This window comes from Pseudocitrobacter vendiensis, from assembly GCF_943590815.1.
Taxonomy (GTDB): Bacteria; Pseudomonadota; Gammaproteobacteria; order Enterobacterales; family Enterobacteriaceae; genus Pseudocitrobacter; species Pseudocitrobacter vendiensis.
In genome coordinates, this window is the sequence record NZ_CALSBS010000018.1 from 75,955 (window position 1) to 98,098 (window position 22,144).

Below are 22,144 nucleotides of genomic sequence, written 5' to 3' on the forward strand. Positions count from 1 at the left end.
GAAAGGTGTGAAAGGCAAAAAAACTATATTCGGTATTGTTTGTTATATCGCTCATGCGTCATTAATTCCCAATGCCTGCCTTTATCTTTACTCAGTAACCGCCAACGATAAGAAACATGAACAGAAAAATAATGATGTGGTTTTATAACCTGATATACCTTTTTGCCGTTGTAATATTCCGTCAGCACAGAAAATGCCTTACATATGACACTTTCACTTGCATGAGAGGTCACTGTCAGCATATTTATTTCACACTGGCTATTTTTACGAGATACATCCAGACGTAAGAAACGACTTTAGCCTGATGAATGGCATCATATAAGGCGTGATGTTTAACACCTTCAAATTTAATAATATTACGAACATTCAGCCCAAGCGTTTTTGACAGTTCAACAACCGTTCTTACATCACGGTCATTCCAGTAGTGCCATAGTGGATCGGCAAACCCGCATTTATCCAATGCATTACGTAAAATCACATTGTCGAACGCCGCACCATTCCCCCATGCCTGCACTTTAGACGGGTCAGAATGCTCAGTAATGAAGGCTTCCAGATTCGCTAACGCCAGAGGCAAGTCCAGGCAATCGTCATTAAGCAGCTCGCTACGCGCTTCGGCATCCTGGCGCATCCACCATAATACGGTTTCTGAACCCATAGTTAGGCCATGGCCGACACAACTACCCAGGCTAACGCGCTGATAAAACTGCTCACCCATTTCGCCAGTTTCAGGGTCAAAGAATACAGCACCGATAGAAGCAATCGCAGAAGTCGGTTTGTTATCCATAGTTTCGAGGTCAATCATTAAATGTTTCATGTTGGTTCCTTAGCGCTGGGAAGATGCAACAGATTTAAGATGTGAGTTATTACTTTTTAATGCGGTAGTAGCCAGAGACATAAGACCTGAAATATTATTTTCAGTTGGTATGTTTCCACCGAACACCATAAGTGTAATTTTATGAAGTTCCTCAAAATCTTCACCGTCATTATTAAAGCGAGCAGTGGAAGTTATTCCCTCAAGACATTTAGCCAATTGGATATTCAATTCCATTAATTGTAATCCGTCGCTATGGACAGAGAATGTTTCTTTTTCAATAGCGTTTGCCTGTGCATGGTAATTTTGCAAAAGGCTACGAATCAGGGTCGCGTATTTAGTTTTCATAATTAAAGCCCTAACCACATTAGCCACGCATCGCGTTGTGCTTTTGGTTTTTTTGCAAATGCAAGCCGGATGCCTTTATTAAATTCCTCAATACAAATAAGTTTCTCCGTACGTGCCCCAGGCTTCTCCGGATCCTGAATTTCAATAAAGGGAATTTTGTCCGCTTTAACCATCATATCCACGGCATTTTTAGACTTACCCAACAGCTCCGCAAACTTCTCAGTTGTCACCCCTTCGAGCGGGTACTTGATAAGCAAATCATCAAGGTTCATGTGTTATCCTCGCTTTGAAGTAAATCCCAGACCGTTCAGGACTGGTTTTCTTTGGTTTGGTCTCACATGTGAGACCAATGACGAGATAATAGGATCACAAGTGAGACCTTGTCAAATGCAGCTTTCTGAAAAAATACGCTTGATTAGAATTTCTGAGGATCTAACACAAATTAAATTCTGCGAAATCACGCAGTTAGCAATGGGGACACTGAAAAGATATGAAGGGGGAAAATCAGAGCCTAGTGTTAAAGCGCTTTTGCAGATAACCACGAATCCGCGTTTTAAAAAATATGCCCTGTGGTTAACCACCGACGAAACCGCCCCGGAGATTGGCCAGATATCCCCGGCTCTCTCTCTTAATGGGTCAGAACAACCGGAGGATGTTCCGGATTTAACCCACAAAGCAGCAAAATCACACCGTTAAAAGCTGAAAATTGGTTAGACCTGTATTTTGAATTTGCTGACTGCCTGTGGTCGCAGGCCGGAAGCTACATCGGAGGGCTTCGCTATGGCGATTAAGAAGCTCGATGATGGACGTTATGAACTGGACACAAGAACGGGCGGACGCACCAGTAAGCGAGTCCGCAAAATATTCAACAGGCGGGCTGATGCTGTTGCGTATGAACGGTACATGCTGGGTAAGTTTCAGCGTAAGGAATGGGATCCGGCCGCACAGATTGACAGGCGCACGCTGGACGATATCAGGGAACTGTGGTGGCTCTACCACGGCCAGACGCAGAAGAATGGCGAGATTGAAAACAGGCATCTCATCAAAACCATCACCGCGCTGGATAATCCGCAGGTAGGAGAAGTAAACAAACGAATGCTGATAGTCCACCGCAGCCGCAGGCTGGCGCAGGGAATAAGCGCATCCACCATCAACCGTGATATTTACCGGTTGTCCGGCATGTTCAGCGCCCTGATTAAGCTGGATGAGTTTGAGGGGGAAAACCCGCTGCGCGGCCTGCCTCCCCTGAAAGAGAAAAATCCCGGCATGACCTTCCTCACAAAACCCGAAATTAGCTGCCTGCTGGACACGCTGACGGGCGATTACCGGCTGGTTGCCCTGCTGTGCCTCAGCACAGGCGGACGCTGGGGAGAGGTCAGCACGCTGACGGAATCGCAGATTATGCACGGCCGTGTCGTCTTCCTGGAAACGAAGAACGGCAAAAAGCGCGTGGTTCCCATCTCTGCCGAACTGGAGGAAGAAGTCATGGCCAACGCCAGCGCGGGGCTGTTCCGGGTGGACTATGAAAACTTCTGCCGGAAGCTGCGGAGGGTCAAACACGACCTGCCACGCGGCCAGGCCACCCACATTCTGCGCCACACGTTCGCAAGCCACTTTATGATGAACGGCGGGAATATCATTGCGCTTCAGCAGATACTTGGCCACGCCAGCATTCAGCAGACGATGGCGTACGCACATCTGGCACCGGATTATCTCCAGAACGCGATCGCGCTGAATCCGCTGAAAGGGGGGCTGGGGGTCTGATGATTCCGTCCACATGTGGACGCATTTTTCCGTTTCGGGACTGCCTGAAACCCCCTGAAACGGAAGTGTGGACAGTGTGGACGGTAAAATTGGCCTGAAAAGTTTGTAAGTCGTTGAAAAAAAAGACCCCCACATCATGTGGGGGAAGACAGGGATGGTGTCTATGGCAAGGAAAAACAGGGTTTGTTACTGGTTGCTACGGGTACTACTAAATAACATTGTCGTTGGGTTTTTTTGCATCCCGGCAACCTCACGCAACTGGTCCATACGTTGCTGGTGTTTCTCATTTAGAGCCGCTTGCTGCTCTGGCGTGAGCAGGCGATACATCTGGTTGCGCACTTTCGCCATTTCTACCTGGCGGGCAACTTGCTCTTTGGCCATTTTTTCGGCCTGAGCGCGTACAGCGGCTTCATCAAATTTTTCTGCTGTGATGAGACGATGCATCGTCTCTACTTCGCTAACATTAACGGGCGGCTGGTCATGCCGGGCTCGTTGCATCAGATCTCGCATCTGCTGACGTTGATGTTCGGTTAAACTTATGCCGTCAAACATATGACCCTGACTGCTACGCTGCGTGCTACCCTCAGCGGGGTGCCAGTTAACGCTGGTGACGACTTCAGCTGCCTGGCTAGTAGCACTTAGCGCCAGTGTTGAGGCCATGACGGCAGCGATAACATTGCGCATCACTTGCTCCCAAAAACTTTTGTGTCGCGATTCAACGAGAGACAGTTTACGATTCAGGCTGCAAACATGCGTCAGGGGGTGTAAAACAACGTAAAGTCATGGATTAGCGGGCCTTGATGACGTAATTTCTGCCTCGGAGGTATTTAAAATATGAATAAAATTTTATTAGTTGATGATGACCGCGAGCTCACTTCCTTGTTAAAGGAGTTGCTCGACATGGAAGGGTTCAACGTCCTGGTAGCCCATGACGGTGAACAGGCACTGGCACTTCTGGACGACAGCATCGACCTGCTTTTGCTCGATGTGATGATGCCGAAGAAAAACGGTATCGACACGCTTAAAGAGCTTCGTCAGACACACCAGACCCCCGTTATTATGCTTACCGCGCGCGGAAGCGAGCTGGATCGCGTTCTGGGCCTTGAACTGGGCGCAGATGACTACTTGCCTAAGCCGTTCAACGATCGTGAACTGGTTGCGCGTATACGCGCGATTCTGCGTCGTTCCCACTGGAGCGAACAGCAGCAAAGCAGCGACGTCGGTTCCCCGACCGTTGAAGTCGATTCCCTGAGCCTGAACCCGGGCCGTCAGGAAGCCAGCTTTGATGGGCAGGTTCTTGAGCTGACCGGCACTGAATTCACCCTGCTTTATTTGTTGGCGCAGCATCTCGGCCAGGTTGTTTCTCGTGAACATCTTAGCCAGGAAGTGCTGGGCAAGCGCCTGACCCCGTTTGATCGCGCTATCGACATGCACATCTCGAACCTGCGCCGCAAACTGCCGGAGCGTAAAGATGGGCATCCGTGGTTTAAAACCCTGCGTGGTCGCGGTTATCTGATGGTATCGGCTTCATGATAGGAAGTTTGACCGCTCGCATCTTCGCCATTTTCTGGTTAACGCTGGCACTGGTGCTGATGCTGGTTCTGATGCTACCGAAGCTCGACTCTCGTCAGATGACCGAGCTGCTGGACAGCGAACAGCGCCAGGGCATGATGATCGAACAGCACGTTGAAGAAGAACTGGCGGCAGATCCACCGAACGATTTGATGTGGTGGCGTCGTCTGTTCCGTGCCATTGATAAGTGGGCGCCGCCCGGTCAACGTCTTCTGCTGGTGACCAGCGAAGGCCGCGTGATCGGCGCAGAACGCAGCGAAATGCAGATCATTCGTAACTTTATTGGGCAATCAGATAACTCAGATCACCCCCAGAAGAAGAAGTATGGCCGCGTTGAGCTGGTAGGCCCTTTCTCCATCCGCGATGGGGAAGATAACTACCAGTTATACCTGATTCGACCTGCCAGCAGTTCACAATCAGATTTTATCAACCTGCTGTTTGACCGCCCGTTATTGCTGCTCATCGTGACAATGTTAGTCAGTTCGCCGCTGTTGTTATGGCTGGCGTGGAGTCTGGCAAAGCCGGCGCGTAAGTTGAAAAACGCCGCCGATGAAGTCGCCCAGGGGAACCTGCGTCAGCATCCTGAACTGGAAGCCGGCCCGCAGGAGTTTTTAGCCGCAGGCACCAGCTTTAACCAGATGGTGACGGCGCTGGAGCGCATGATGACGGCGCAGCAACGTCTGCTTTCTGATATCTCTCACGAGTTGCGCACGCCGTTAACGCGTTTGCAGCTAGGCACCGCACTGTTGCGTCGCCGCAGCGGCGAGAGCAAAGAACTGGAGCGCATTGAAACCGAAGCGCAGCGTCTGGACAGCATGATTAACGATCTGCTGGTGATGTCGCGTAATCAGGCAAATAACGCGCTGGTCAGCGAGACGATGAAGGCCAACCAACTGTGGGGCGAAGTGCTGGATAACGCCGCCTTCGAAGCCGAGCAGATGGGCAAATCCTTTAGCATCGATTACCCGCCAGGTCCGTGGCCGTTGTACGGTAACCCGAATGCGCTGGAAAGCGCGCTGGAAAACATCGTGCGCAATGCTCTGCGTTACTCACACACCAAAATCGCGGTGGCGTTTTCGGTCGATAAAGACGGCATCACCGTAAACGTTGACGATGATGGTCCGGGTGTCAGCCCGGAGGACAGAGAGCAAATCTTCCGTCCGTTCTATCGCACCGATGAAGCCCGTGACCGTGAATCCGGCGGCACCGGGCTTGGCTTAGCGATTGTTGAAGCCGCTATTCAGCAGCATCGCGGCTGGGTCAAGGCCGATGACAGCCCGCTTGGCGGGTTGCGGTTAACGATTTGGTTGCCGTTGTATAAGCGGACGTAGGGATGAGGGCCCCCTCACCCTAACCCTCTCCCGCAGGGAGAGGGAACCGATCGAGCCAATGCTCAAGCTTGTGTGATTCTCCCCCTCTCCCTGTGGGAGAGGGCCGGGGTAAGGGCATCAAACCGCACTAACGCCCCTCGACTTACCCCACAATCTTCGCGAATTATCTTCAATCTTGCCGCTAAGTACCCGCTTCTGCATCGTTCTCGTCCAGCTTGTAGATAGCCCTGCCGCCGACATCAACCGATGATACTGCTCTTCATCGAACGGCATATGCCAGGCAATCGCAGCAGCCTCCTGCACGGACACCTCGCTCAGCCGCGAAACCAGCTCCAGCGGCGCGTCGCTCGACACCTGCCCCGGCGCGACCACGCGATACAACCAGCCCACTTTGCCACGGCTTTGCATCTGTGAAGACATATCGGCAATGCCAAAATGGTCGTTCAGCTTGAAGCAGGGTGAACGCGGCTGGCTAATTTGAATCAACGCCTCGCCCCAACGGAAGATATCGCCGATAAAGGCCTCTTTTTCGTTTAAACCGTGCGTTGAAAGATTTTCGCCAAATGCGGGCGCATAGAAGAGATCGGCCTGGTCTGGAAATTCGCGCATCCACTCTGCGTAATGCTCGCGAGGATAGTGGCACAGTGCGCGTTCCGGGCCACCGTGGATTTTTTTCTCTGCCTGCTCATCACCCGCCAGCCCCAGTTCGGTCAGCGTCAGCTCGCCGTCTACCTGCACCTTAGCAATCGCACTTGGGCGGCTACCCTCGTAGTCGCGGATTGTGCCAATAAAAACCTCAACCGGATAATGCATCTCGTCACCCTGTTTCACGGAAATCACTGCCTAAAGGCTCGCTGGTCGCAGGGGGAAATACAATCTTTTTTTGCCATATAGGTTCATGAGTCCAAACGCGCTTTGCATGTGGAGTGGGCGTTTGTTGGGGATTCGGGATCTTCAGGAAACTATTTATCCAATTGATATTTTTTACTTATTTATAAGTATGTAACTAAATGGATTCCTAAAATCACCCTTATTAGCGCTCTGTCGTGTCATTACGCTTTTTTTGCCACATTTCGATTTGGTATGGCAGTAGTCACAAGGTTATTAACGGTATTTGCAGGTAATTTCGCGGCGAAACTACATAACGTTGAGGGCCCTATGAAATTACTACGGACAGTCAAAATACTATTGATGTGCTGCCTTTCACTCCCCGCGATATCCCATGCAGGAACGGTGCTACGTCTTGCTTATGCAGAAAATAGTCAGCCCGTGAAAGACGCACTTCGCTATCTTGGTGACCAGATAGAAGAAAAAACGCACGGTGAAATCAAAGTGATGTATTTCCCCGACGGGCAGCTGGGAGGTGAACGCGAACTGGTTGAGCTGACACAGGTTGGCGTGGTGGACATCACCAAAGTGTCATCAGGACTGATGGAAAGCTTTTCCCCGATGTACGGCGTTTTCTCCCTTCCCTATCTTTTTGCAGACCGTGATGAATATTACAAAGTGATGGATAACCCTGAGGTCATGACATCAGTTTATCAATCGACTGAGGCGCAAGGGTTTATCGGCATCGGTTGGTACGATTCCGGCGCACGTAATTTTTATATGAGCAAAGCGCCCGTGCGCAGCATCGCAGACCTTAAAGGTAAAAAGATCCGCGTAATGCAAAGCGAAACGGCAATACGGACGTTAAAGCTGCTAGGCGCATCGCCAATCGCCATGAGCCAGGCGGAAGTCTATACCTCGCTTCAACAAGGCATTCTCGATGGTGCTGAAAATAACGAGTTTGCGTTGACCATTGCCAGACATGGCGAAGTCGCCAGGTTCTATACCTATGACATGCATACTCGCATTCCCGATATTTTGGTGATGAGCTCGCTGACACTAGAAAAACTGACGCCAGAGCAGCAGCAAATTGTTAAAGACGCAGTTAAGGCATCGATTGCATTTGAGAAATCAGCGTGGGATGCCGAAATCGAAAAGACAAGACAGCAGGCCATTAAAGACTTCAATGTTGAATTTTTTGATATTGATATCAAGCCGTTCCAGCAGGCAGTGCAACCTATTTATGCCAGTTTGAAAAACCGCCCTGAACTGGATGCACTCTATCAAAAAATACAAGCGGCTAAACACTGACACGTAAGGGAAAAAAATGGAATTAATAAGGAAGTGGCTTGACCGTGTACTGGAGGTGGTTTGCTGTCTGGTGCTGGCAATGATGGTCGCGGTCTCGTGCTGGCAGGTTATCAGTCGTTACATTGTTGGCCAGCCCAGTACCATTACCGAAGAACTTCTGCGCTTCTCACTGGTCTGGATTTCCATGCTGGGGATGGCCTATGTCGCGGGTAAACAACAACATATCAGCTTGACCATCCTCGTCGACAAAGTATCGCCACGGTTGCGTAGTATTTGGCTGATCATTCTACAGCTAACGTTCGTTGCATTCTCCGTTTGGATTTTAATTATCGGCGGTCTGAAAATTTCATCCATATCAATGCTACAGGTTTCGCCCGCATTAGGGATTCCGATGGGGCAAGTCTATTACGCACTACCGATTGCGGGAGTGCTCATCATCATTTACAGCGTAATGAACATTATCGATGCGCTAAAAGCCCTCTCCTCTCCTTACTCACAGCATGCGGAGAAATGACATGATTGATCCTATTTCAGCCTCACTGACTCTGATTGGCGTATTTGTTGTGCTCCTGGCAATGGGAGCGCCAATTGGTATTTGTATCGTAATCGCCTCTACCTGCACGATGATGCTGGCGCTGCCGTTCGATATTTCAATGTTTGCGACCGCGCAAAAAATGTTCTCCAGCCTCGATAGCTTTGCTCTTCTGGCTGTCCCCTTCTTTGTTTTATCTGGTGTGATAATGAACAGTGGGGGGATAGCTACCCGACTGGTCAATTTTGCCAAACTGTTTACCGGCCGCCTGCCCGGCGCACTGTCTTACACTAACATCGTCGGTAATATGATGTTCGGTGCTATTTCCGGCTCAGCAATTGCAGCATCAACATCGATTGGCGGCGTGCTGGTACCGATGAGTGCAAAAGAAGGATACAGCCGCAGCTTTGCTGCCGCCGTTAACATTGCTTCTGCTCCTACCGGCATGCTCATTCCCCCGACCACAGCCTTTATTCTGTATGCACTGGCCAGTGGCGGTACATCCATTGCAGCACTATTTGCAGGAGGAATGGTCGCTGGCGTACTGTGGGGGGTAGGCTGCATGCTCGTCACCTGGTTTGTGGCAAAGCGACATAATTATCGCGTCTTTTTTGCGCTGCAAAAAGGAATGGCGCTTAAGGTAACCCTCGAAGCAGTCCCGAGCCTGCTATTGATCGTGATTATCGTGGGTGGCATCGTAAAAGGTATATTTACGGCCATTGAGGCCTCTGCTATTGCCGTCGTCTATACCCTTTTCCTGACATTGATATGCTATAAGACACTGAAAATAAAGGATATGCCGTCTGTATTTATTCAGACAACCGTGATGACGGGTATCATTATGTTTCTTTTGGCCACGTCCTCCGCAATGTCATTCTCGATGTCGATAACCAATATTCCCACCGCGCTGAGCGAAATGATTCTGAGCATTTCTGACAGCAAGGCGCTCATTTTGCTGGTGATTACGGTATTTTTGTTAATTATCGGCGCATTTATGGACATTGGCCCTGCAATTCTGATATTCACCCCTATTTTACTGCCAATAATGGTTAAACTGGGTGTTGATCCCGTGCATTTTGGCATCATCATGATCTATAACCTGGCAATTGGTACAATCACTCCTCCTGTCGGCAGTGGGTTATACGTTGGCGCAAGTGTCGGCAAGGTTAAAGTAGAAGAAGTTTTAAAACCGTTGATGCCTTTTTATATGGCGATCATCAGTGTACTTTTACTGATTACCTATCTGCCTGAGTTAACGTTATTCCTGCCGCGTCTGCTCGGTGTTATGTAAAACATTCCCCCTCTTTCTCGTATGAAAGAGGGGGATGTAAAAAAAAATCGGTTATCCGTAAGGATAACCGACAAAAGAAAAGCAAAGGCAGAGGAATTAATGATTAAAACGTATAACCGACACCAACACGGAAACGTGTTTGGCGCTCATCACTAGTGCTTCTTACAGAAACGTTACCAACTTCAACAAACGGAGACCATTGGCCTATCAGGTAAGCCGTTCTGAAATTGAATTCGTAGTTATCCTTACCATTATCAAACTGATCATACTTATTAGCTTTCTTGTAAATCCCTTCCAGAGTCCAGTCAAAATTATTCCATTTATATCCAGCCCAGACATCCATACGATTTATTTTATCATCATCGCGATCATCAGAAGAGCGACGTACATATTCAAAACGGTAACGCGCACCTACCCACCAGCTTTCATTTAATGTCCAGGTTGCTCGCAAATAGGGCTTGTATGTTGAGTAGCCATTACCCGCTTCGAGTACAAAACCCGGTTGCCATGCAACGTCTCCAGTTTTGAACTGATAACTTACCGTATATTCATTACCCTGTACTTCCATATCATTGAATGGACGATCGGTATCGTCGCCGCCTGATTTTGAAATAGCTTCAATGGCAAAACCGAAACCGTTACCAAATCGATGAGATATATAAGCACGGTCATAATTTGCTTTACTATCATCAAGAAACTCATGACGAACATCAACATAGACCGCATGGGCGCTGGTGGTAACCAGAGGCAACAAAAGAAGAAGCGCTTTTTTCATAAAATAATATCCATATTAATTAATATCAACATATGCCATAGGCACTGTCGCTAACGTTAATATCCATATAAAAATGATTCAATATCATTGTGATTTTTTAATTAAATTTGAGCGCAAATTCAAAAATACGCAATAAATTTATGAAAAATATATTCATAAAATAAAGAAAATAATAAAAATAGACTTTTGAATGAATGTATTATCCGGCAAAAAAGAATGTAAGCAAATGAATAAAAAGGTTTTCTTACAATTATTCAGTTAGTGAGTTAATAAATATTAGCCATTACCAACACAAATATAATCTCGCTATTTAGCTATTAGCGATGCAATTAGCGATTATCCTGGCTGGAGTGCCATGTACTAATAATCTATGGCATTCTGACAAAGGCAAACATGCTAAAAATATGTTAGCGCAATCTGAATCCATAAAACTAACACAGGCATATTTTTAAAAGCACCGCCCTAACAGTCAGACGTTAAATAAAAAAAGCCCCCGCAGCCTAACCCTGCGGGGGCTTTCATACCTCACCTTACGGCAAGGCTATGGATACAAACTTATTTTTTAGCTGCGAAACGTGCAGCAGCTTCGTCCCAGTTCACAACGTTCCAGAACTCTTTGATGTAGTCCGGGCGGCGGTTCTGGAATTTCAGGTAGTAAGCGTGTTCCCAAACGTCCAGGCCCACAATTGGGAAGCCGGATGCGCCAGAGATAGCTTCACCCATCAGCGGGGAATCCTGGTTAGCGGTAGAAACAACAGCCAGTTTGTCGCCTTTCAGCACCAGCCATGCCCAACCGGAACCGAAACGGGTCGCAGCCGCTTTTTCGAATTCTTCTTTGAATTTGTCAACGGAACCGAAATCGCGCTCGATAGCTGCTTTCAGGTCACCCTGCAGGGTGGTGCCTTTTTTCAGGCCTTTCCAGAACAGGCTGTGGTTAGCGTGGCCGCCGGCGTTGTTACGCAGGAAGGTTCTTTTCTCAGCCGGGATCTGGTCCAGTTTGGTGATCAGTTCTTCAGCAGACAGGGAAGCGAACTCCGGCAGGCTTTCCAGCGCGGTATTCGCATTATTCACGTAGGTCTGGTGGTGTTTAGTGTGATGGATTTCCATCGTCTGCTTATCGAAGTGCGGTTCCAGGGCATCGTATGCATAAGGCAGTGATGGCAGGGTATAGCTCATAATCTTCTCCATTATTGTCGGGCGGCAAAGTGTTAACGCCGCGTAAGCAGTTGGTTCATTATAGTTAATTAAATGATATTGAAAATGATTATCAATGCCGTAGTTTTTATAAGGTTATAACTTTCTGTTATGTGCCTGATTTTACGAGGCTTACAAGCCAGAAATACCTTGCCTATCAATGTGAAAGGCACAACCGCCTGGCTTTTTACGCAGAATGTAAAAGTGTGAAGCCACTCACCACGACATTGCTCTGATGGTCATTATTTGATTCACGGTGGCAATTAATGGAAGGTTAATAAATCGCATACTTTTTAAGCTCAACGAGTTGGCAGGAAGCCTGAACCAACAACAACCCGTTGAGGAAACAATAATGAATAATGCGATTATGATGGGCATTTTCTGGCATTTGATAGGCGCAGCCAGTGCAGCCTGTTTCTATGCCCCCTTCAAGAAGGTCAAACACTGGTCCTGGGAGACGATGTGGTCCGTTGGCGGCACCGTATCGTGGCTTATTCTCCCCTGGACAATCAGTGCCCTGCTGTTACCCAATTTCTGGGCCTACTACGGCTCATTTAGCGCCTCAACCCTGATGCCGGTCTTTCTCTTCGGCGCGATGTGGGGCATCGGCAATATCAACTATGGCCTGACGATGCGCTATCTCGGCATGTCGATGGGCATTGGGATTGCGATTGGCATTACGCTGATTGTCGGCACGCTAATGACGCCGATTCTGAACGGTAACTTTGATGTGCTGATCAACACCAAAGGCGGCCGCATGACGCTGCTGGGCGTGCTGGTTGCGCTGATCGGCGTGGGCATCGTCACCCGCGCGGGCCAGTTGAAAGAGCGCAACATGGGCATTAAAGCGGAAGACTTTAACCTCAAGAAAGGGCTGTTGCTGGCGGTGATGTGCGGCATCTTCTCAGCGGGAATGTCATTCGCGATGAGTGCTGCAAAACCGATGCACGAAGCGGCGGCTGCGCTGGGCGTTGACCCCCTCTACGTCGCACTGCCTAGCTATGTCGTTATCATGGGCGGTGGCGCGCTGATTAACCTCGGTTTCTGCTTTATTCGTCTGGCAAAAGTGAAAACATTGTCAGTAAAAGCGGACTTCTCGCTGGCAAAACCGCTGATCATCACCAACGTACTGCTCTCCGCGTTGGGCGGCCTGATGTGGTATTTGCAGTTCTTCTTCTACGCCTGGGGCCACGCCAAAATTCCGGCGCAGTATGAATACATCAGTTGGATGCTGCACATGAGCTTCTACGTGCTGTGCGGTGGTCTGGTTGGTCTGGTGCTGAAAGAGTGGGCCAATGCCGGTCGCCGTCCGGTCGGCGTGCTGAGCGTCGGCTGCGTGGTGATTATCATCGCGGCGAATATTGTTGGGCTGGGTATGGCGAGTTAATCAGGCAACCACTCCGGTGCGATGACGCCACTGACCAGGCGTCATCCCCACTTCACGATTAAACACCACCGAAAAGTAGTTACTGTCCTCAAAACCGCACTGCATCGCCACCTCTCCGATCATTAAATCGGTATGCTGCAACAAATACTGCGCGTGGCAGATACGCAGCTGGCGCAGATAGTGATTCACCGTCATGCCCGTCTGTTGGCGAAACTGCTGACGCAGCGCACGTTCGCTACAACCTTCCTGCGAACAAAACAGATCGAGAGAAAAAGGACGATTCAGGCTTCCGGCAAGCGCACTCAGCAATCGGTCGAGCAATGCTTCGCTTTGCGTCGCTTCCAGATTATCGGTAGCGTAGCGATAACGTTTGAAAGAGACCGCCAGTTGGGCAAAAAGCAACTCGGCCATTTCATTCGCCAGCGGTTCATCTTTACGGCTTTCATGCTCCAGTTGAGTGATAATTTGCCGCGTCTGGGTCATTCCGTTGCTGCCAATGCGCCAGTGCGGCGTCCAGGCGCTGCCGTTCAGTCCAGGCAGGTAGTTTTGCCAGTCCAGATTAAGCTTCAGCCGCTCGGGGCAGTAGATAATATTCTGTAAAACCAGATCGTTAACCGAGGCGTAGGAGTGTTTATCTTCCGCGCGAATGTAGAAGAGATCGCCCCGCGTAATGCGATATGGGCGATCGTTGAGCATATGCAGGCCGTTTCCGCGCCAGACCAGCACCAGCTCGCAAAATTCATGAGTATGCTCCGCAAAGACGTTTTGCGGATAACGATCGGCGACCGCCACCGCTTGCCCGGGGCGAGCAAAGAATTCCTCTTTTCGCAGAACTAAGTGACCCGACACAGCCATACCTCACGACTTATAACGCACTATTGTCGCAGTTCTACGCTGAAAAAACGTTGATAGCCGCCGCGTTACTGCAAGGTGGCATCACGGCCCTGGCGAATATCGCGCGGTGACCAGTCGAATTCCCGGCGGAACAGGGTGGAAAAGTGGTTGCTGTCGCCAAAGCCACAGTGGTAGGCAATATCCGTTACGCTTTCGTCGCTGTGGCGCAGCAGATGGCGGGCCTTAATCAAACGCAGGCGATTGAGATAACGCTGCGGCGTCAGGCCCGTCGAGTGTTTAAGCTGGCGATGGAGCGTGCGCAGCGACAGCGAAAACTGCTCGGCCAGCGCTTCCCAGCAGACATCTTCCGCAAAATGATCTTCCAGCCAGGCCATCAACTGGTTCAGGCGTGCGTCGTTATCAACACTGCCCGCAACCTGGGTTCCACGACGCAGCAACACCAGCAGTTGCATAAAGAGAATTTCGCGGTTGGCGAGCGTTGCTGCATCCATGTTGTCCTCCACCTGCGCCATTTGCTCGAGGATAAAGCGCACCTGTTGCAGGGTGCTCTGGCTTACGCGCCAGTGGGAAGGATAATTACCCTCTTTCTCTTGCGGCAGCAGTTGATCGAGCCCGGAAAGAAACTGGAACGCTTCCGGCGAGCGATAAAGGACATTGGTCAGACAAAGGTTATCGGTGTGCTCATAAAGATGGCGATCCGTATCGCGAACAAAACAGACCGTACCCCCGCAAATAGTATGCGGCTGACCATTGAAAACATGAATACCGGTCCCCTGCTCAACAATCACAATCTCATGAAAATCATGATGATGCTCAGGAAAAGCGGGCTGCGGAAGTCGCGGTTCAATCGCTACAGGTAATCGCCCTGAACGGAAAAAATCCACACTGTGCAATACGGTCATAACGCCCCCACTCAATGAGAAAAGTTATCAGGATAGTAATCGGGGGTGGCTAACCTCACCTTAAAGTTTCGACACCAAAGGGCGCAAACCTGGTCGTTTTTTCAAGAAAGGCCGGGAAAGATCGGGAATTGCGGAGAGCGTCACACCCGCGCAATACGGGGCGATTGGCGGAAATTGTGAGCTCTCTCACGTCTACCTTTGCTTTCTTGCCAGCCGTCCATTTTGCTGTCAGTGATGAGAAGGTCACGCTCGAACGCGCTTCTTAGACTGGGTCCAATGACATTAAGAAGGACTCCAGCCATGACTCTTCGCCATTGTGTGGCCGTCGATTTAGGGGCATCCAGCGGACGCGTGATGCTTGCCCGCTACGATACCGGGCAACACACACTCTCTCTGCACGAAATCCACCGTTTCGTGAACTGCCTGCAAAAACAGGATGGATTTGATACCTGGGATATCGACGGGCTTGAGGCGGAGATCCGCATCGGCCTGAACAAGGTGTGCGAACAGGGCATCCTGATCGACAGCATCGGTATCGACACCTGGGGCGTGGATTACGTTCTGCTTAATCGCGACGGTCAGCGCTTAGGCCTGCCGGTCTCCTACCGTGATAGCCGCACCGACGGTGTGATGGCTCGGGCGATTGAACAGCTCGGGAAAGCGCAAATCTATCGCCGCAGCGGTATTCAGTTCCTGCCGTTTAATACGCTCTATCAGCTACGCGCGCTGGTTGAACAGCAGCCGGAAATCGCCGCCGAGGCGGCCCATGCCCTGCTGATCCCCGATTACTTCAGCTATCGCCTGACCGGCAAAATGAACTGGGAATATACCAACGCCACCACCACGCAGTTGGTCAATATTCAGACTGATAACTGGGATGAAGACCTGCTGAACTGGACCGGCGCATCGCCGAAATGGTTCGGAACGCCAACGCATCCTGGCAACGTGATTGGCCACTGGATTTGCCCGCTGGGCAACAAAATCCCGGTGGTGGCCGTCGCGAGCCATGATACGGCAAGCGCAGTCATTGCTTCGCCGCTGGCGAACAAAGACGCCGCTTATCTCTCATCCGGTACCTGGTCATTGATGGGCTTTGAAAGCACTACGCCATACACCAGCGAATATGCCCTGGCAGCCAATATCACCAATGAAGGCGGTGCAGAGGGGCGTTATCGGGTGCTGAAAAACATCATGGGGCTGTGGCTACTTCAGCGTGTGATTAAAGAGCAGAACATCACTGACCTGCCTGCATTGATTGCCGAAACGGAACAACTCAGCGCCTGCCGTTTCCTGATCAACCCCAATGAAGACCGTTTTATTAACCCGGACAACATGAGCGCTGAAATTCAGGCCGCCTGCCGCGAGACCTCGCAGCCGGTGCCGCAGCGCCCTGCCGAACTGGCGCGCTGTATTTTCGACAGCCTTGCCCTGCTTTACGCCGACATTCTGCACGAACTGGCACACCTGCGCGGAAAACCGTTCAGCCAGCTGCATGTTGTCGGTGGCGGTTGCCAGAACCACTTACTCAACCAGCTTTGTGCCGACGCCTGCGGCGTGACGGTGGTGGCGGGCCCGATTGAGGCCTCCACGCTCGGCAATATCGGTGTTCAGCTGATGACGCTGGAAGAACTGGGCACCGTTGATGATTTCCGTCAGGTGGTGACCGACAACTACGGCCTGACCACCTTCACCCCTCATCCTGAAAATGAAATTGCCCGCTACGTTGCGCAGTTTCAGCAAAAACGACTGACAAAGGAGCTTTGCGCATGACCACTCAACTTGAACAAGCCTGGGAACTGGCGAAACAGCGTTATTCCGCCATTGGCATCGACGTCGAAGAGACCCTGCGTCAGCTCGATCGCCTACCGGTATCCATGCACTGCTGGCAGGGCGATGACGTCGCCGGTTTTGAAAACCCGGAAGGCAACCTGACTGGCGGCATTCAGGCGACAGGGAATTACCCAGGAAAAGCGCGCAACGCGACTGAACTACGTGCCGATCTGGAACAGGCTCTGAGCCTGATACCCGGGCCCAAACGTCTGAATCTGCACGCCATTTACCTCGAATCTGAGACGCCGGTTTCCCGCGATCAGATTAAACCTGAGCACTTTAAAAACTGGGTGGAATGGGCGAAAGCGAATCAACTGGGTCTCGATTTCAACCCGTCCTGCTTCTCGCATCCGCTGAGCGCCGATGGTTTTACCCTCTCCCACCCGGACGCAAAAATTCGTCAGTTCTGGATTGATCACTGCAAGGCCAGCCGCCGCATCTCCGCTTACTTCGGTGAGCAACTGGGCACGCCGTCGGTGATGAATATCTGGATCCCGGACGGCATGAAAGATATCACCGTCGACCGCCTGGCGCCGCGCCAGCGTCTGCTCAATGCACTGGATGAAGTCATTAGCGAAAAACTGAACCCGGCGCACCACATTGATGCGGTGGAGAGCAAGCTGTTCGGTATTGGCGCAGAAAGTTACACCGTGGGCTCTAACGAATTCTATATGGGCTACGCCGCCAGCCGCCAGACCGCGCTGTGCCTGGATGCGGGCCACTTCCACCCGACGGAAGTGATCTCCGACAAAATCTCCTCCGCCATGTTGTACGTTCCGCGTCTGCTGCTGCACGTCAGCCGCCCGGTGCGCTGGGACAGTGACCACGTGGTGCTGCTGGATGACGAAACTCAGGCCATCGCGAGCGAAATTGTGCGCAACGATCTGTTCGACCGCGTACACATTGGCCTCGACTTCTTCGATGCTTCCATCAACCGCATCGCGGCGTGGGTTATCGGTACCCGCAACATGAAGAAAGCCCTGCTGCGCGCCCTGCTCGAACCCGTCGATGAGCTGCGTAAGCTGGAAGCGGATGGCGATTACACCGCACGCCTGGCGCTGCTGGAAGAGCAGAAATCTCTGCCATGGCAGGCGGTGTGGGAAATGTATTGCCAGCGCCACGACACGCCTGCGGGCAGCCAGTGGCTGGAGAACGTACGCGCGTATGAAAAAGATATTTTGAGTAAACGCGGGTAAACAACCCTCACCCCAGCCCTCTCCCTGAGGGAGAGGGTGAAATCAAAACCAGACAATCCCCTCTCCCTGTGGGAGAGGGTTAGGGTGAGGGGTAACCCCCGCACCGCCCAAACAGGAACTCGAATACTATGCAATCCATCACTCAATCCTGGTTCGTCCAGGGCATGATCAAAGCCACCTCTGACGCCTGGCTGAAAGGCTGGGATGAACGTAACGGCGGTAACCTGACGCTACGTCTGGACGAAGCCGACATCGCTCCTTACGAGGCTGATTTCCACAAAGAACCACGCTATATCGCACTCAGCCAGCCGATGCCGCTGCTGGCGAACACCCCGTTCATCGTCACCGGCTCCGGGAAATTCTTCCGCAACGTTCAGCTCGATACCGCCGCAAACATCGGCGTCGTTAAAGTGGACAGCGACGGCGCAGGCTATCACATCCTGTGGGGCTTATCCCATGAGGCGGTGCCGACGTCTGAATTACCAGCCCACTTCCTGTCGCACTGCGAACGCATCAAGGCAACCAACGGTAAAGATCGCGTGATCATGCACTGCCACGCCACCAACCTGATTGCCCTGACCTACGTGCTGGAAAATCGCACCGACGTGATCACCCGCCAGTTATGGGAAGGCAGCACCGAATGTCTGGTGGTGTTCCCGGACGGCGTCGGCATTCTGCCGTGGATGGTGCCGGGCACGGACGAAATCGGCCAGGCGACCGCTGTGGAAATGCAGAAACACTCGCTGGTGCTGTGGCCGTTCCACGGAGTATTCGGCAGCGGGCCGACGCTGGACGAGGCGTTTGGTTTGATCGATACCGCCGAGAAATCCGCAGAAGTGCTGGTGAAAGTCTACTCCATGGGCGGCATGAAACAGACCATCACGCGTGAAGAGCTGATTGCGCTTGGCAAACGCTTTGGTGTTACCCCGCTCGCCAGCGCCCTCGCGCTCTAACCTATCCGCTCACGCCCGGCGACAACGGTTGCCGCCGGACATAGGGCTTTTAATTTAAGGAGAAATATCATGAGCTTTATGTTGGCGCTTCCCAAAATCAGCCTGCACGGCGCGGGCGCGATTGCCGATATGGTCAACCTTGTTGCGAACAAACAGTGGGGCAAAGCGCTGGTGGTCACCGACGGGCAACTGGTGAAGCTGGGTCTGCTGGATAGCCTGTTTACCGCACTCGATGCGCAGAATATGTCTTACCATCTTTTTGATGAGGTGTTTCCTAACCCCACCGAAGAACTGGTGCAAAAAGGCTTTGCGGCGTATCAGGACGCAAACTGCGATTTCATCATCGCCTTTGGCGGCGGCAGCCCGATCGACACCGCTAAAGCGATCAAAATTCTGACCGCCAACCCTGGCCCATCTACCGCTTACTCCGGCGTGGGCAAAGTCAACAATGCCGGCGTGCCGCTGGTTGCCATTAACACCACCGCAGGCACCGCCGCCGAGATGACCAGCAACGCAGTGATCATCGATACCGCGCGCCAGGTGAAAGAAGTCATTATCGATTCCAACATTATTCCGGATATCGCCGTAGATGACGCCAGCGTGATGCTGGACATTCCGGCGTCCGTCACCGCGGCCACCGGTATGGATGCGCTGACCCACGCGATTGAAGCTTACGTTTTCGTTGGCGCACATCCGCTAACTGACGCCAACGCGCTGGAAGCCATTCGTCTGATCACCCTGTGGCTGCCTAAAGCGGTTGATGAGGGCCATAATCTGGAAGCCCGCGAGCAGATGGCGTTTGGTCAGTATCTGGCAGGAATGGCGTTCAACAGCGCCGGTCTTGGCCTGGTACACGCACTGGCGCACCAACCGGGCGCAACGCACAATCTGCCGCACGGCGTGTGCAATGCCATCCTGCTGCCGATCATCGAAAACTTTAACCGCCCGAACGCCGTCGCGCGTTTTGCACGCGTCGCGCAGGCCATGGGCGTCAATACCCAGGGTATGAGCGACGAAGCGGCCAGCATGGAAGCTATCAACGCGATTCGTAAACTGAGCGCCCGCGTAGGTATTCCGGAAGGTTTCAGCAAGCTGGGCGTAACGAAAGTAGATATCGAAGGCTGGCTGGACAAAGCGTTGGCTGACCCTTGCGCGCCGTGCAACCCGCGTACCGCCAGCCGTGATGAAGTTCGCGAGCTGTATCTGGAGGCGTTATGATCCGCAAAGCCTTTGTGATGCAGGTGCATGCCGACGCGCATGAAGAGTATCAGCGCCGTCATAATCCTATCTGGCCGGAACTGGAAGCCACGCTAAAGTCCCACGGTGCGCACCATTACGCCATTTATCTTGATAAAGAGCGTAACCTGCTGTTCGCTACAGTAGAAATTGAATCAGAAGAGCGCTGGAACGCAGTGGCAAACACCGATGTGTGCCAGCGTTGGTGGAAGTACATGACCGAGGTTATGCCGGCTAATCCGGATAACAGCCCGATAAGCGCAGAATTGAAAAACGTTTTTTATCTTGATTAAGTATTTCTCTCACATAAAAAAGCCTGCGATGCAGGCTTTTTTATGATGTCGGTTTGAATAAACCTTAGAAGTAATATTTGAAGCGAACGCGAGCACCGTAGCGGTCATCGTTATCCGTATGATTCTTCGCGTTATCGTTATCGCTGTTAATCATAGAGTAGTACGCGCCCAGGTAAATATTGAAGTTCTTCATATTCATTACATCCGGAATCAAATAAGAAGCATGGATGGTATGAATATCGTAAGTACCTTCGTTATAAATCCAGTCGTCGTCGTCATGCTTAATCAGGCCAGCATAATCATCGATAGTGTTATGCGCGTAGATATAGCCGAGTTCGAAGTTTTTCCACAAGGCGTTTGCTGCCGCGGTAAAGTCTTTTTCGTTATTGGCATCCAGATACGCGGTGTTCAGGTTAACCACAATTCCGTTTTCCGGATCGGTTTTCTGGCCGTTCCAGGTCATGGTTAAGCCGTAACCGGTACGGTCGGACTGATCAATAAATTTACCGTTGCTGTTGGTGTAACCGTACGCATTATTAATGACGTTCGATTCCATTGCCGCAGAAATAGAGAACTCATCCTGGGAGTAAGCAATAACGGGACGCAGATAAATTACGTTTTTCTGCTGCTCCATATCACGGCCGTGGAATTCGCCATCCTGATACAAGGAAGTACCATCTTCCAGAAGGCTGTTCACTTCGAAATACCAGTTATCAACTTGTTTACTTAACAAGAAGTTACCGCCCGCATCGGAACGACCGCGACCTTCTTTCATCATATAGATATAGCCGCTACCGTCATCATAGAGGTCATTCGCGGTGTTACCGGAATGCTCTACGAAGGTATCCTGATTAAGCGGGAACATATCGTATGCTTCGAAGCGACCCACTTTGATTTTCCAGTCATTTTCCTGGCCAAAGTAGAACATCGCATCATCAAGGTTGACCGTACCGTTCAAATCACCCAGCGGCTGGACAGAGAAACCGGCATAGTAGCCGTTATTCATTTTACGAATGCCGTCAAAGCCCAGTGCTACACGACCATTGATATTCCACTGTTCGTTTGTAGGGTCACTGCTTAAGCTTGCATTGGTGGCGGCCAGCATACCGTGCTTACTTTCCGCATCCATATTGAATTCCACGTCGCCGTAGAATTTGATATCGCCATAGCCAGAAAGATTTAACGTCGGCATAGTGACATTTTTACGGGTTTCATCCGTAGATTGTTGCCCGTTCACCGCTGTATTACCTTGCGCGGCCTTAATTTCTTTAATTTCCGCGGCCTGTTCAACCTGAAGCTGCTGAACTTTACGCTCTGCCTGAGTCGCGCGGTTTTCCGCAGCTTCCAGACGATTTTCAAGCATTTCCAGACGCTGTTCTAACGTCATTGTTCTAGGTTTTGCAACACCGGTGTTTGCCACTAACAACAAACCAATGGCGATAGATAATGTTGTTTTCTTCATTATTCGCTTTCCTTGAGATAACTAATAATTAGCAAAACTCTGCGCGATCTTATTCATCTTTTTTATATAAACTTGATGAATATAGTTTTAGTAGAGCAGCCGGGCGCAAAATCACATTACAGCATCAATCCCATTGATTTGGTTTCTCACGCCTCAGAAGCTAATAAATATTAGCCAAATAGTTCCGCAAGTAAACGCAGACATTCTTCATATCGTGAGCAAGGTAACACTGGAAATAAAATTAAATAAATGAATAGCCGTTAATATTTTTTG

23 protein-coding genes and 1 pseudogene are annotated in these 22,144 nt (G+C 50.8%); 13 read left to right on the forward strand and 11 right to left on the reverse strand.

Going from position 1 to position 22,144, the window contains the following annotated elements; translation table 11 throughout:
- Window positions 1-23 precede the first annotated feature (23 nt).
- The 4 genes from NMC31_RS26305 to NMC31_RS17710 are packed head-to-tail and all read right to left on the reverse strand — an operon-like array spanning window position 24 to window position 1,431.
- Window positions 24-242 carry a ParE family toxin-like protein gene (locus NMC31_RS26305; RefSeq protein WP_436650623.1) on the reverse strand — a complete coding sequence of 73 codons (219 nt, stop codon included), beginning with the start codon at window positions 240-242 and terminating at the stop codon, window positions 24-26.
- Window positions 243-244: 2 nt separating this feature from the next.
- Entirely contained in the window at window positions 245-814 is a 570-nt protein-coding gene (locus NMC31_RS17700; RefSeq protein WP_253898674.1) for a 3'-5' exonuclease, read from the reverse strand.
- 9 nt (window positions 815-823) lie between these two features.
- Entirely contained in the window at window positions 824-1,159 is a 336-nt protein-coding gene (locus NMC31_RS17705) for a hypothetical protein (RefSeq protein WP_253898675.1), read from the reverse strand.
- Between the two features lie 2 nt (window positions 1,160-1,161).
- Window positions 1,162-1,431, reverse strand: a complete 270-nt coding sequence (locus NMC31_RS17710) for a Cox family DNA-binding protein (protein ID WP_061069464.1) — start codon at window positions 1,429-1,431, stop codon at window positions 1,162-1,164.
- A 115-nt stretch (window positions 1,432-1,546) separates the two neighbouring features.
- On the opposite strand from NMC31_RS17710, the gene NMC31_RS17715 reads away from it, so the two are divergent.
- Complete coding sequence (locus NMC31_RS17715) at window positions 1,547-1,855, forward strand: helix-turn-helix domain-containing protein (RefSeq protein WP_253898676.1); 309 nt, start codon at window positions 1,547-1,549, stop codon at window positions 1,853-1,855.
- An 84-nt stretch (window positions 1,856-1,939) separates the two neighbouring features.
- A complete protein-coding gene (locus NMC31_RS17720) occupies window positions 1,940-2,923 on the forward strand; it encodes a phage integrase (RefSeq protein ID WP_253898677.1) in 984 nt (327 codons plus the stop codon).
- Between the two features lie 186 nt (window positions 2,924-3,109).
- On the opposite strand, the gene cpxP is transcribed toward NMC31_RS17720, so the two are convergent.
- Window positions 3,110-3,607, reverse strand: coding sequence for a cell-envelope stress modulator CpxP (cpxP, locus tag NMC31_RS17725; RefSeq protein WP_149464226.1), 498 nt, complete (start codon window positions 3,605-3,607; stop codon window positions 3,110-3,112).
- Window positions 3,608-3,757: 150 nt separating this feature from the next.
- Here cpxP and cpxR point away from each other — a divergent pair, with 150 nt between their 5' ends.
- On the forward strand, window positions 3,758-4,456 hold the full coding sequence (gene cpxR, locus NMC31_RS17730; RefSeq protein ID WP_253898678.1) for an envelope stress response regulator transcription factor CpxR: 699 nt from the start codon (window positions 3,758-3,760) through the stop codon (window positions 4,454-4,456).
- Window positions 4,453-5,826 carry an envelope stress sensor histidine kinase CpxA gene (gene cpxA / locus NMC31_RS17735; protein ID WP_149464227.1) on the forward strand — a complete coding sequence of 458 codons (1,374 nt, stop codon included), beginning with the start codon at window positions 4,453-4,455 and terminating at the stop codon, window positions 5,824-5,826. The genes cpxR and cpxA overlap by 4 nt, the downstream gene beginning before the upstream one ends.
- Window positions 5,827-5,943: 117 nt before the next feature.
- Here the strand turns inward: cpxA and yiiM are convergent, their stop codons facing one another.
- A complete protein-coding gene (gene yiiM / locus NMC31_RS17740; RefSeq protein WP_253898679.1) occupies window positions 5,944-6,639 on the reverse strand; it encodes a 6-hydroxyaminopurine reductase in 696 nt (231 codons plus the stop codon).
- 405 nt (window positions 6,640-7,044) lie between these two features.
- Between yiiM and NMC31_RS17745 the strand changes: the two are divergent.
- From NMC31_RS17745 to NMC31_RS17755, 3 genes and pseudogenes are all read left to right on the forward strand, one after another.
- Window positions 7,045-7,965: pseudogene (locus NMC31_RS17745) on the forward strand (TRAP transporter substrate-binding protein); the annotation flags it as partial.
- A 16-nt stretch (window positions 7,966-7,981) separates the two neighbouring features.
- Window positions 7,982-8,479 (forward strand): TRAP transporter small permease, encoded by a 498-nt coding sequence (locus NMC31_RS17750; RefSeq protein WP_253898680.1) that lies wholly within the window; start codon window positions 7,982-7,984, stop codon window positions 8,477-8,479.
- A 1-nt stretch (window position 8,480) separates the two neighbouring features.
- Complete coding sequence (locus NMC31_RS17755; protein WP_149464231.1) at window positions 8,481-9,788, forward strand: TRAP transporter large permease; 1,308 nt, start codon at window positions 8,481-8,483, stop codon at window positions 9,786-9,788.
- 103 nt (window positions 9,789-9,891) lie between these two features.
- Here the strand turns inward: NMC31_RS17755 and NMC31_RS17760 are convergent, their stop codons facing one another.
- A complete protein-coding gene (locus NMC31_RS17760; protein WP_253898681.1) occupies window positions 9,892-10,563 on the reverse strand; it encodes an oligogalacturonate-specific porin KdgM family protein in 672 nt (223 codons plus the stop codon).
- Window positions 10,564-11,118: 555 nt separating this feature from the next.
- A complete protein-coding gene (sodA, locus tag NMC31_RS17765) occupies window positions 11,119-11,739 on the reverse strand; it encodes a superoxide dismutase [Mn] (RefSeq protein ID WP_015966516.1) in 621 nt (206 codons plus the stop codon).
- 370 nt (window positions 11,740-12,109) lie between these two features.
- On the opposite strand from sodA, the gene rhaT reads away from it, so the two are divergent.
- Window positions 12,110-13,144: an L-rhamnose/proton symporter RhaT gene (gene rhaT, locus NMC31_RS17770; protein ID WP_253898682.1), complete on the forward strand. Its 1,035-nt coding sequence runs from the start codon at window positions 12,110-12,112 to the stop codon at window positions 13,142-13,144.
- Here the strand turns inward: rhaT and rhaR are convergent, their stop codons facing one another.
- Together rhaR and rhaS are read right to left on the reverse strand one after the other, a co-directional pair.
- Entirely contained in the window at window positions 13,145-13,993 is an 849-nt protein-coding gene (rhaR, locus tag NMC31_RS17775) for an HTH-type transcriptional activator RhaR (RefSeq protein ID WP_253898683.1), read from the reverse strand.
- A gap of 71 nt (window positions 13,994-14,064) precedes the next feature.
- Entirely contained in the window at window positions 14,065-14,901 is an 837-nt protein-coding gene (gene rhaS, locus NMC31_RS17780) for an HTH-type transcriptional activator RhaS (RefSeq protein ID WP_253898684.1), read from the reverse strand.
- A gap of 300 nt (window positions 14,902-15,201) precedes the next feature.
- Here rhaS and rhaB point away from each other — a divergent pair, with 300 nt between their 5' ends.
- The 5 genes from rhaB (at window position 15,202) to rhaM (ending at window position 20,409) form a co-directional block, all read left to right on the forward strand.
- Window positions 15,202-16,671, forward strand: a complete 1,470-nt coding sequence (gene rhaB, locus NMC31_RS17785) for a rhamnulokinase (RefSeq protein ID WP_253898685.1) — start codon at window positions 15,202-15,204, stop codon at window positions 16,669-16,671.
- Window positions 16,668-17,927 carry an L-rhamnose isomerase gene (rhaA, locus tag NMC31_RS17790; protein WP_149464237.1) on the forward strand — a complete coding sequence of 420 codons (1,260 nt, stop codon included), beginning with the start codon at window positions 16,668-16,670 and terminating at the stop codon, window positions 17,925-17,927. The genes rhaB and rhaA overlap by 4 nt, the downstream gene beginning before the upstream one ends.
- Window positions 17,928-18,055: 128 nt before the next feature.
- Complete coding sequence (gene rhaD / locus NMC31_RS17795; protein ID WP_253898686.1) at window positions 18,056-18,880, forward strand: rhamnulose-1-phosphate aldolase; 825 nt, start codon at window positions 18,056-18,058, stop codon at window positions 18,878-18,880.
- Window positions 18,881-18,949: 69 nt separating this feature from the next.
- Complete coding sequence (fucO, locus tag NMC31_RS17800; protein ID WP_253898687.1) at window positions 18,950-20,098, forward strand: lactaldehyde reductase; 1,149 nt, start codon at window positions 18,950-18,952, stop codon at window positions 20,096-20,098.
- Window positions 20,095-20,409: an L-rhamnose mutarotase gene (rhaM, locus tag NMC31_RS17805; protein ID WP_253898688.1), complete on the forward strand. Its 315-nt coding sequence runs from the start codon at window positions 20,095-20,097 to the stop codon at window positions 20,407-20,409. Before fucO ends, rhaM begins: the two co-directional genes overlap by 4 nt.
- A 64-nt stretch (window positions 20,410-20,473) precedes the next feature.
- Here rhaM and NMC31_RS17810 read toward each other — a convergent pair whose 3' ends face one another.
- Window positions 20,474-21,871, reverse strand: a complete 1,398-nt coding sequence (locus NMC31_RS17810) for a carbohydrate porin (RefSeq protein WP_253898689.1) — start codon at window positions 21,869-21,871, stop codon at window positions 20,474-20,476.
- Between the last annotated feature and the right edge of the window lie 273 nt (window positions 21,872-22,144).

Coding starts and splice junctions, on each gene's coding strand:
- NMC31_RS26305 (WP_436650623.1), bottom strand. CDS start 242: ATGCTGACAGTGACCTCTCATGCAAGTGAAAGTGTCATATGTAAGGCA.
- NMC31_RS17700 (WP_253898674.1), bottom strand. CDS start 814: ATGAAACATTTAATGATTGACCTCGAAACTATGGATAACAAACCGACT.
- NMC31_RS17705 (WP_253898675.1), bottom strand. CDS start 1,159: ATGAAAACTAAATACGCGACCCTGATTCGTAGCCTTTTGCAAAATTAC.
- NMC31_RS17710 (WP_061069464.1), bottom strand. CDS start 1,431: ATGAACCTTGATGATTTGCTTATCAAGTACCCGCTCGAAGGGGTGACA.
- NMC31_RS17715 (WP_253898676.1), top strand. CDS start 1,547: ATGCAGCTTTCTGAAAAAATACGCTTGATTAGAATTTCTGAGGATCTA.
- NMC31_RS17720 (WP_253898677.1), top strand. CDS start 1,940: ATGGCGATTAAGAAGCTCGATGATGGACGTTATGAACTGGACACAAGA.
- cpxP (WP_149464226.1), bottom strand. CDS start 3,607: ATGCGCAATGTTATCGCTGCCGTCATGGCCTCAACACTGGCGCTAAGT.
- cpxR (WP_253898678.1), top strand. CDS start 3,758: ATGAATAAAATTTTATTAGTTGATGATGACCGCGAGCTCACTTCCTTG.
- cpxA (WP_149464227.1), top strand. CDS start 4,453: ATGATAGGAAGTTTGACCGCTCGCATCTTCGCCATTTTCTGGTTAACG.
- yiiM (WP_253898679.1), bottom strand. CDS start 6,639: ATGCATTATCCGGTTGAGGTTTTTATTGGCACAATCCGCGACTACGAG.
- NMC31_RS17750 (WP_253898680.1), top strand. CDS start 7,982: ATGGAATTAATAAGGAAGTGGCTTGACCGTGTACTGGAGGTGGTTTGC.
- NMC31_RS17755 (WP_149464231.1), top strand. CDS start 8,481: ATGATTGATCCTATTTCAGCCTCACTGACTCTGATTGGCGTATTTGTT.
- NMC31_RS17760 (WP_253898681.1), bottom strand. CDS start 10,563: ATGAAAAAAGCGCTTCTTCTTTTGTTGCCTCTGGTTACCACCAGCGCC.
- sodA (WP_015966516.1), bottom strand. CDS start 11,739: ATGAGCTATACCCTGCCATCACTGCCTTATGCATACGATGCCCTGGAA.
- rhaT (WP_253898682.1), top strand. CDS start 12,110: ATGAATAATGCGATTATGATGGGCATTTTCTGGCATTTGATAGGCGCA.
- rhaS (WP_253898684.1), bottom strand. CDS start 14,901: ATGACCGTATTGCACAGTGTGGATTTTTTCCGTTCAGGGCGATTACCT.
- rhaB (WP_253898685.1), top strand. CDS start 15,202: ATGACTCTTCGCCATTGTGTGGCCGTCGATTTAGGGGCATCCAGCGGA.
- rhaA (WP_149464237.1), top strand. CDS start 16,668: ATGACCACTCAACTTGAACAAGCCTGGGAACTGGCGAAACAGCGTTAT.
- rhaD (WP_253898686.1), top strand. CDS start 18,056: ATGCAATCCATCACTCAATCCTGGTTCGTCCAGGGCATGATCAAAGCC.
- fucO (WP_253898687.1), top strand. CDS start 18,950: ATGAGCTTTATGTTGGCGCTTCCCAAAATCAGCCTGCACGGCGCGGGC.
- rhaM (WP_253898688.1), top strand. CDS start 20,095: ATGATCCGCAAAGCCTTTGTGATGCAGGTGCATGCCGACGCGCATGAA.
- NMC31_RS17810 (WP_253898689.1), bottom strand. CDS start 21,871: ATGAAGAAAACAACATTATCTATCGCCATTGGTTTGTTGTTAGTGGCA.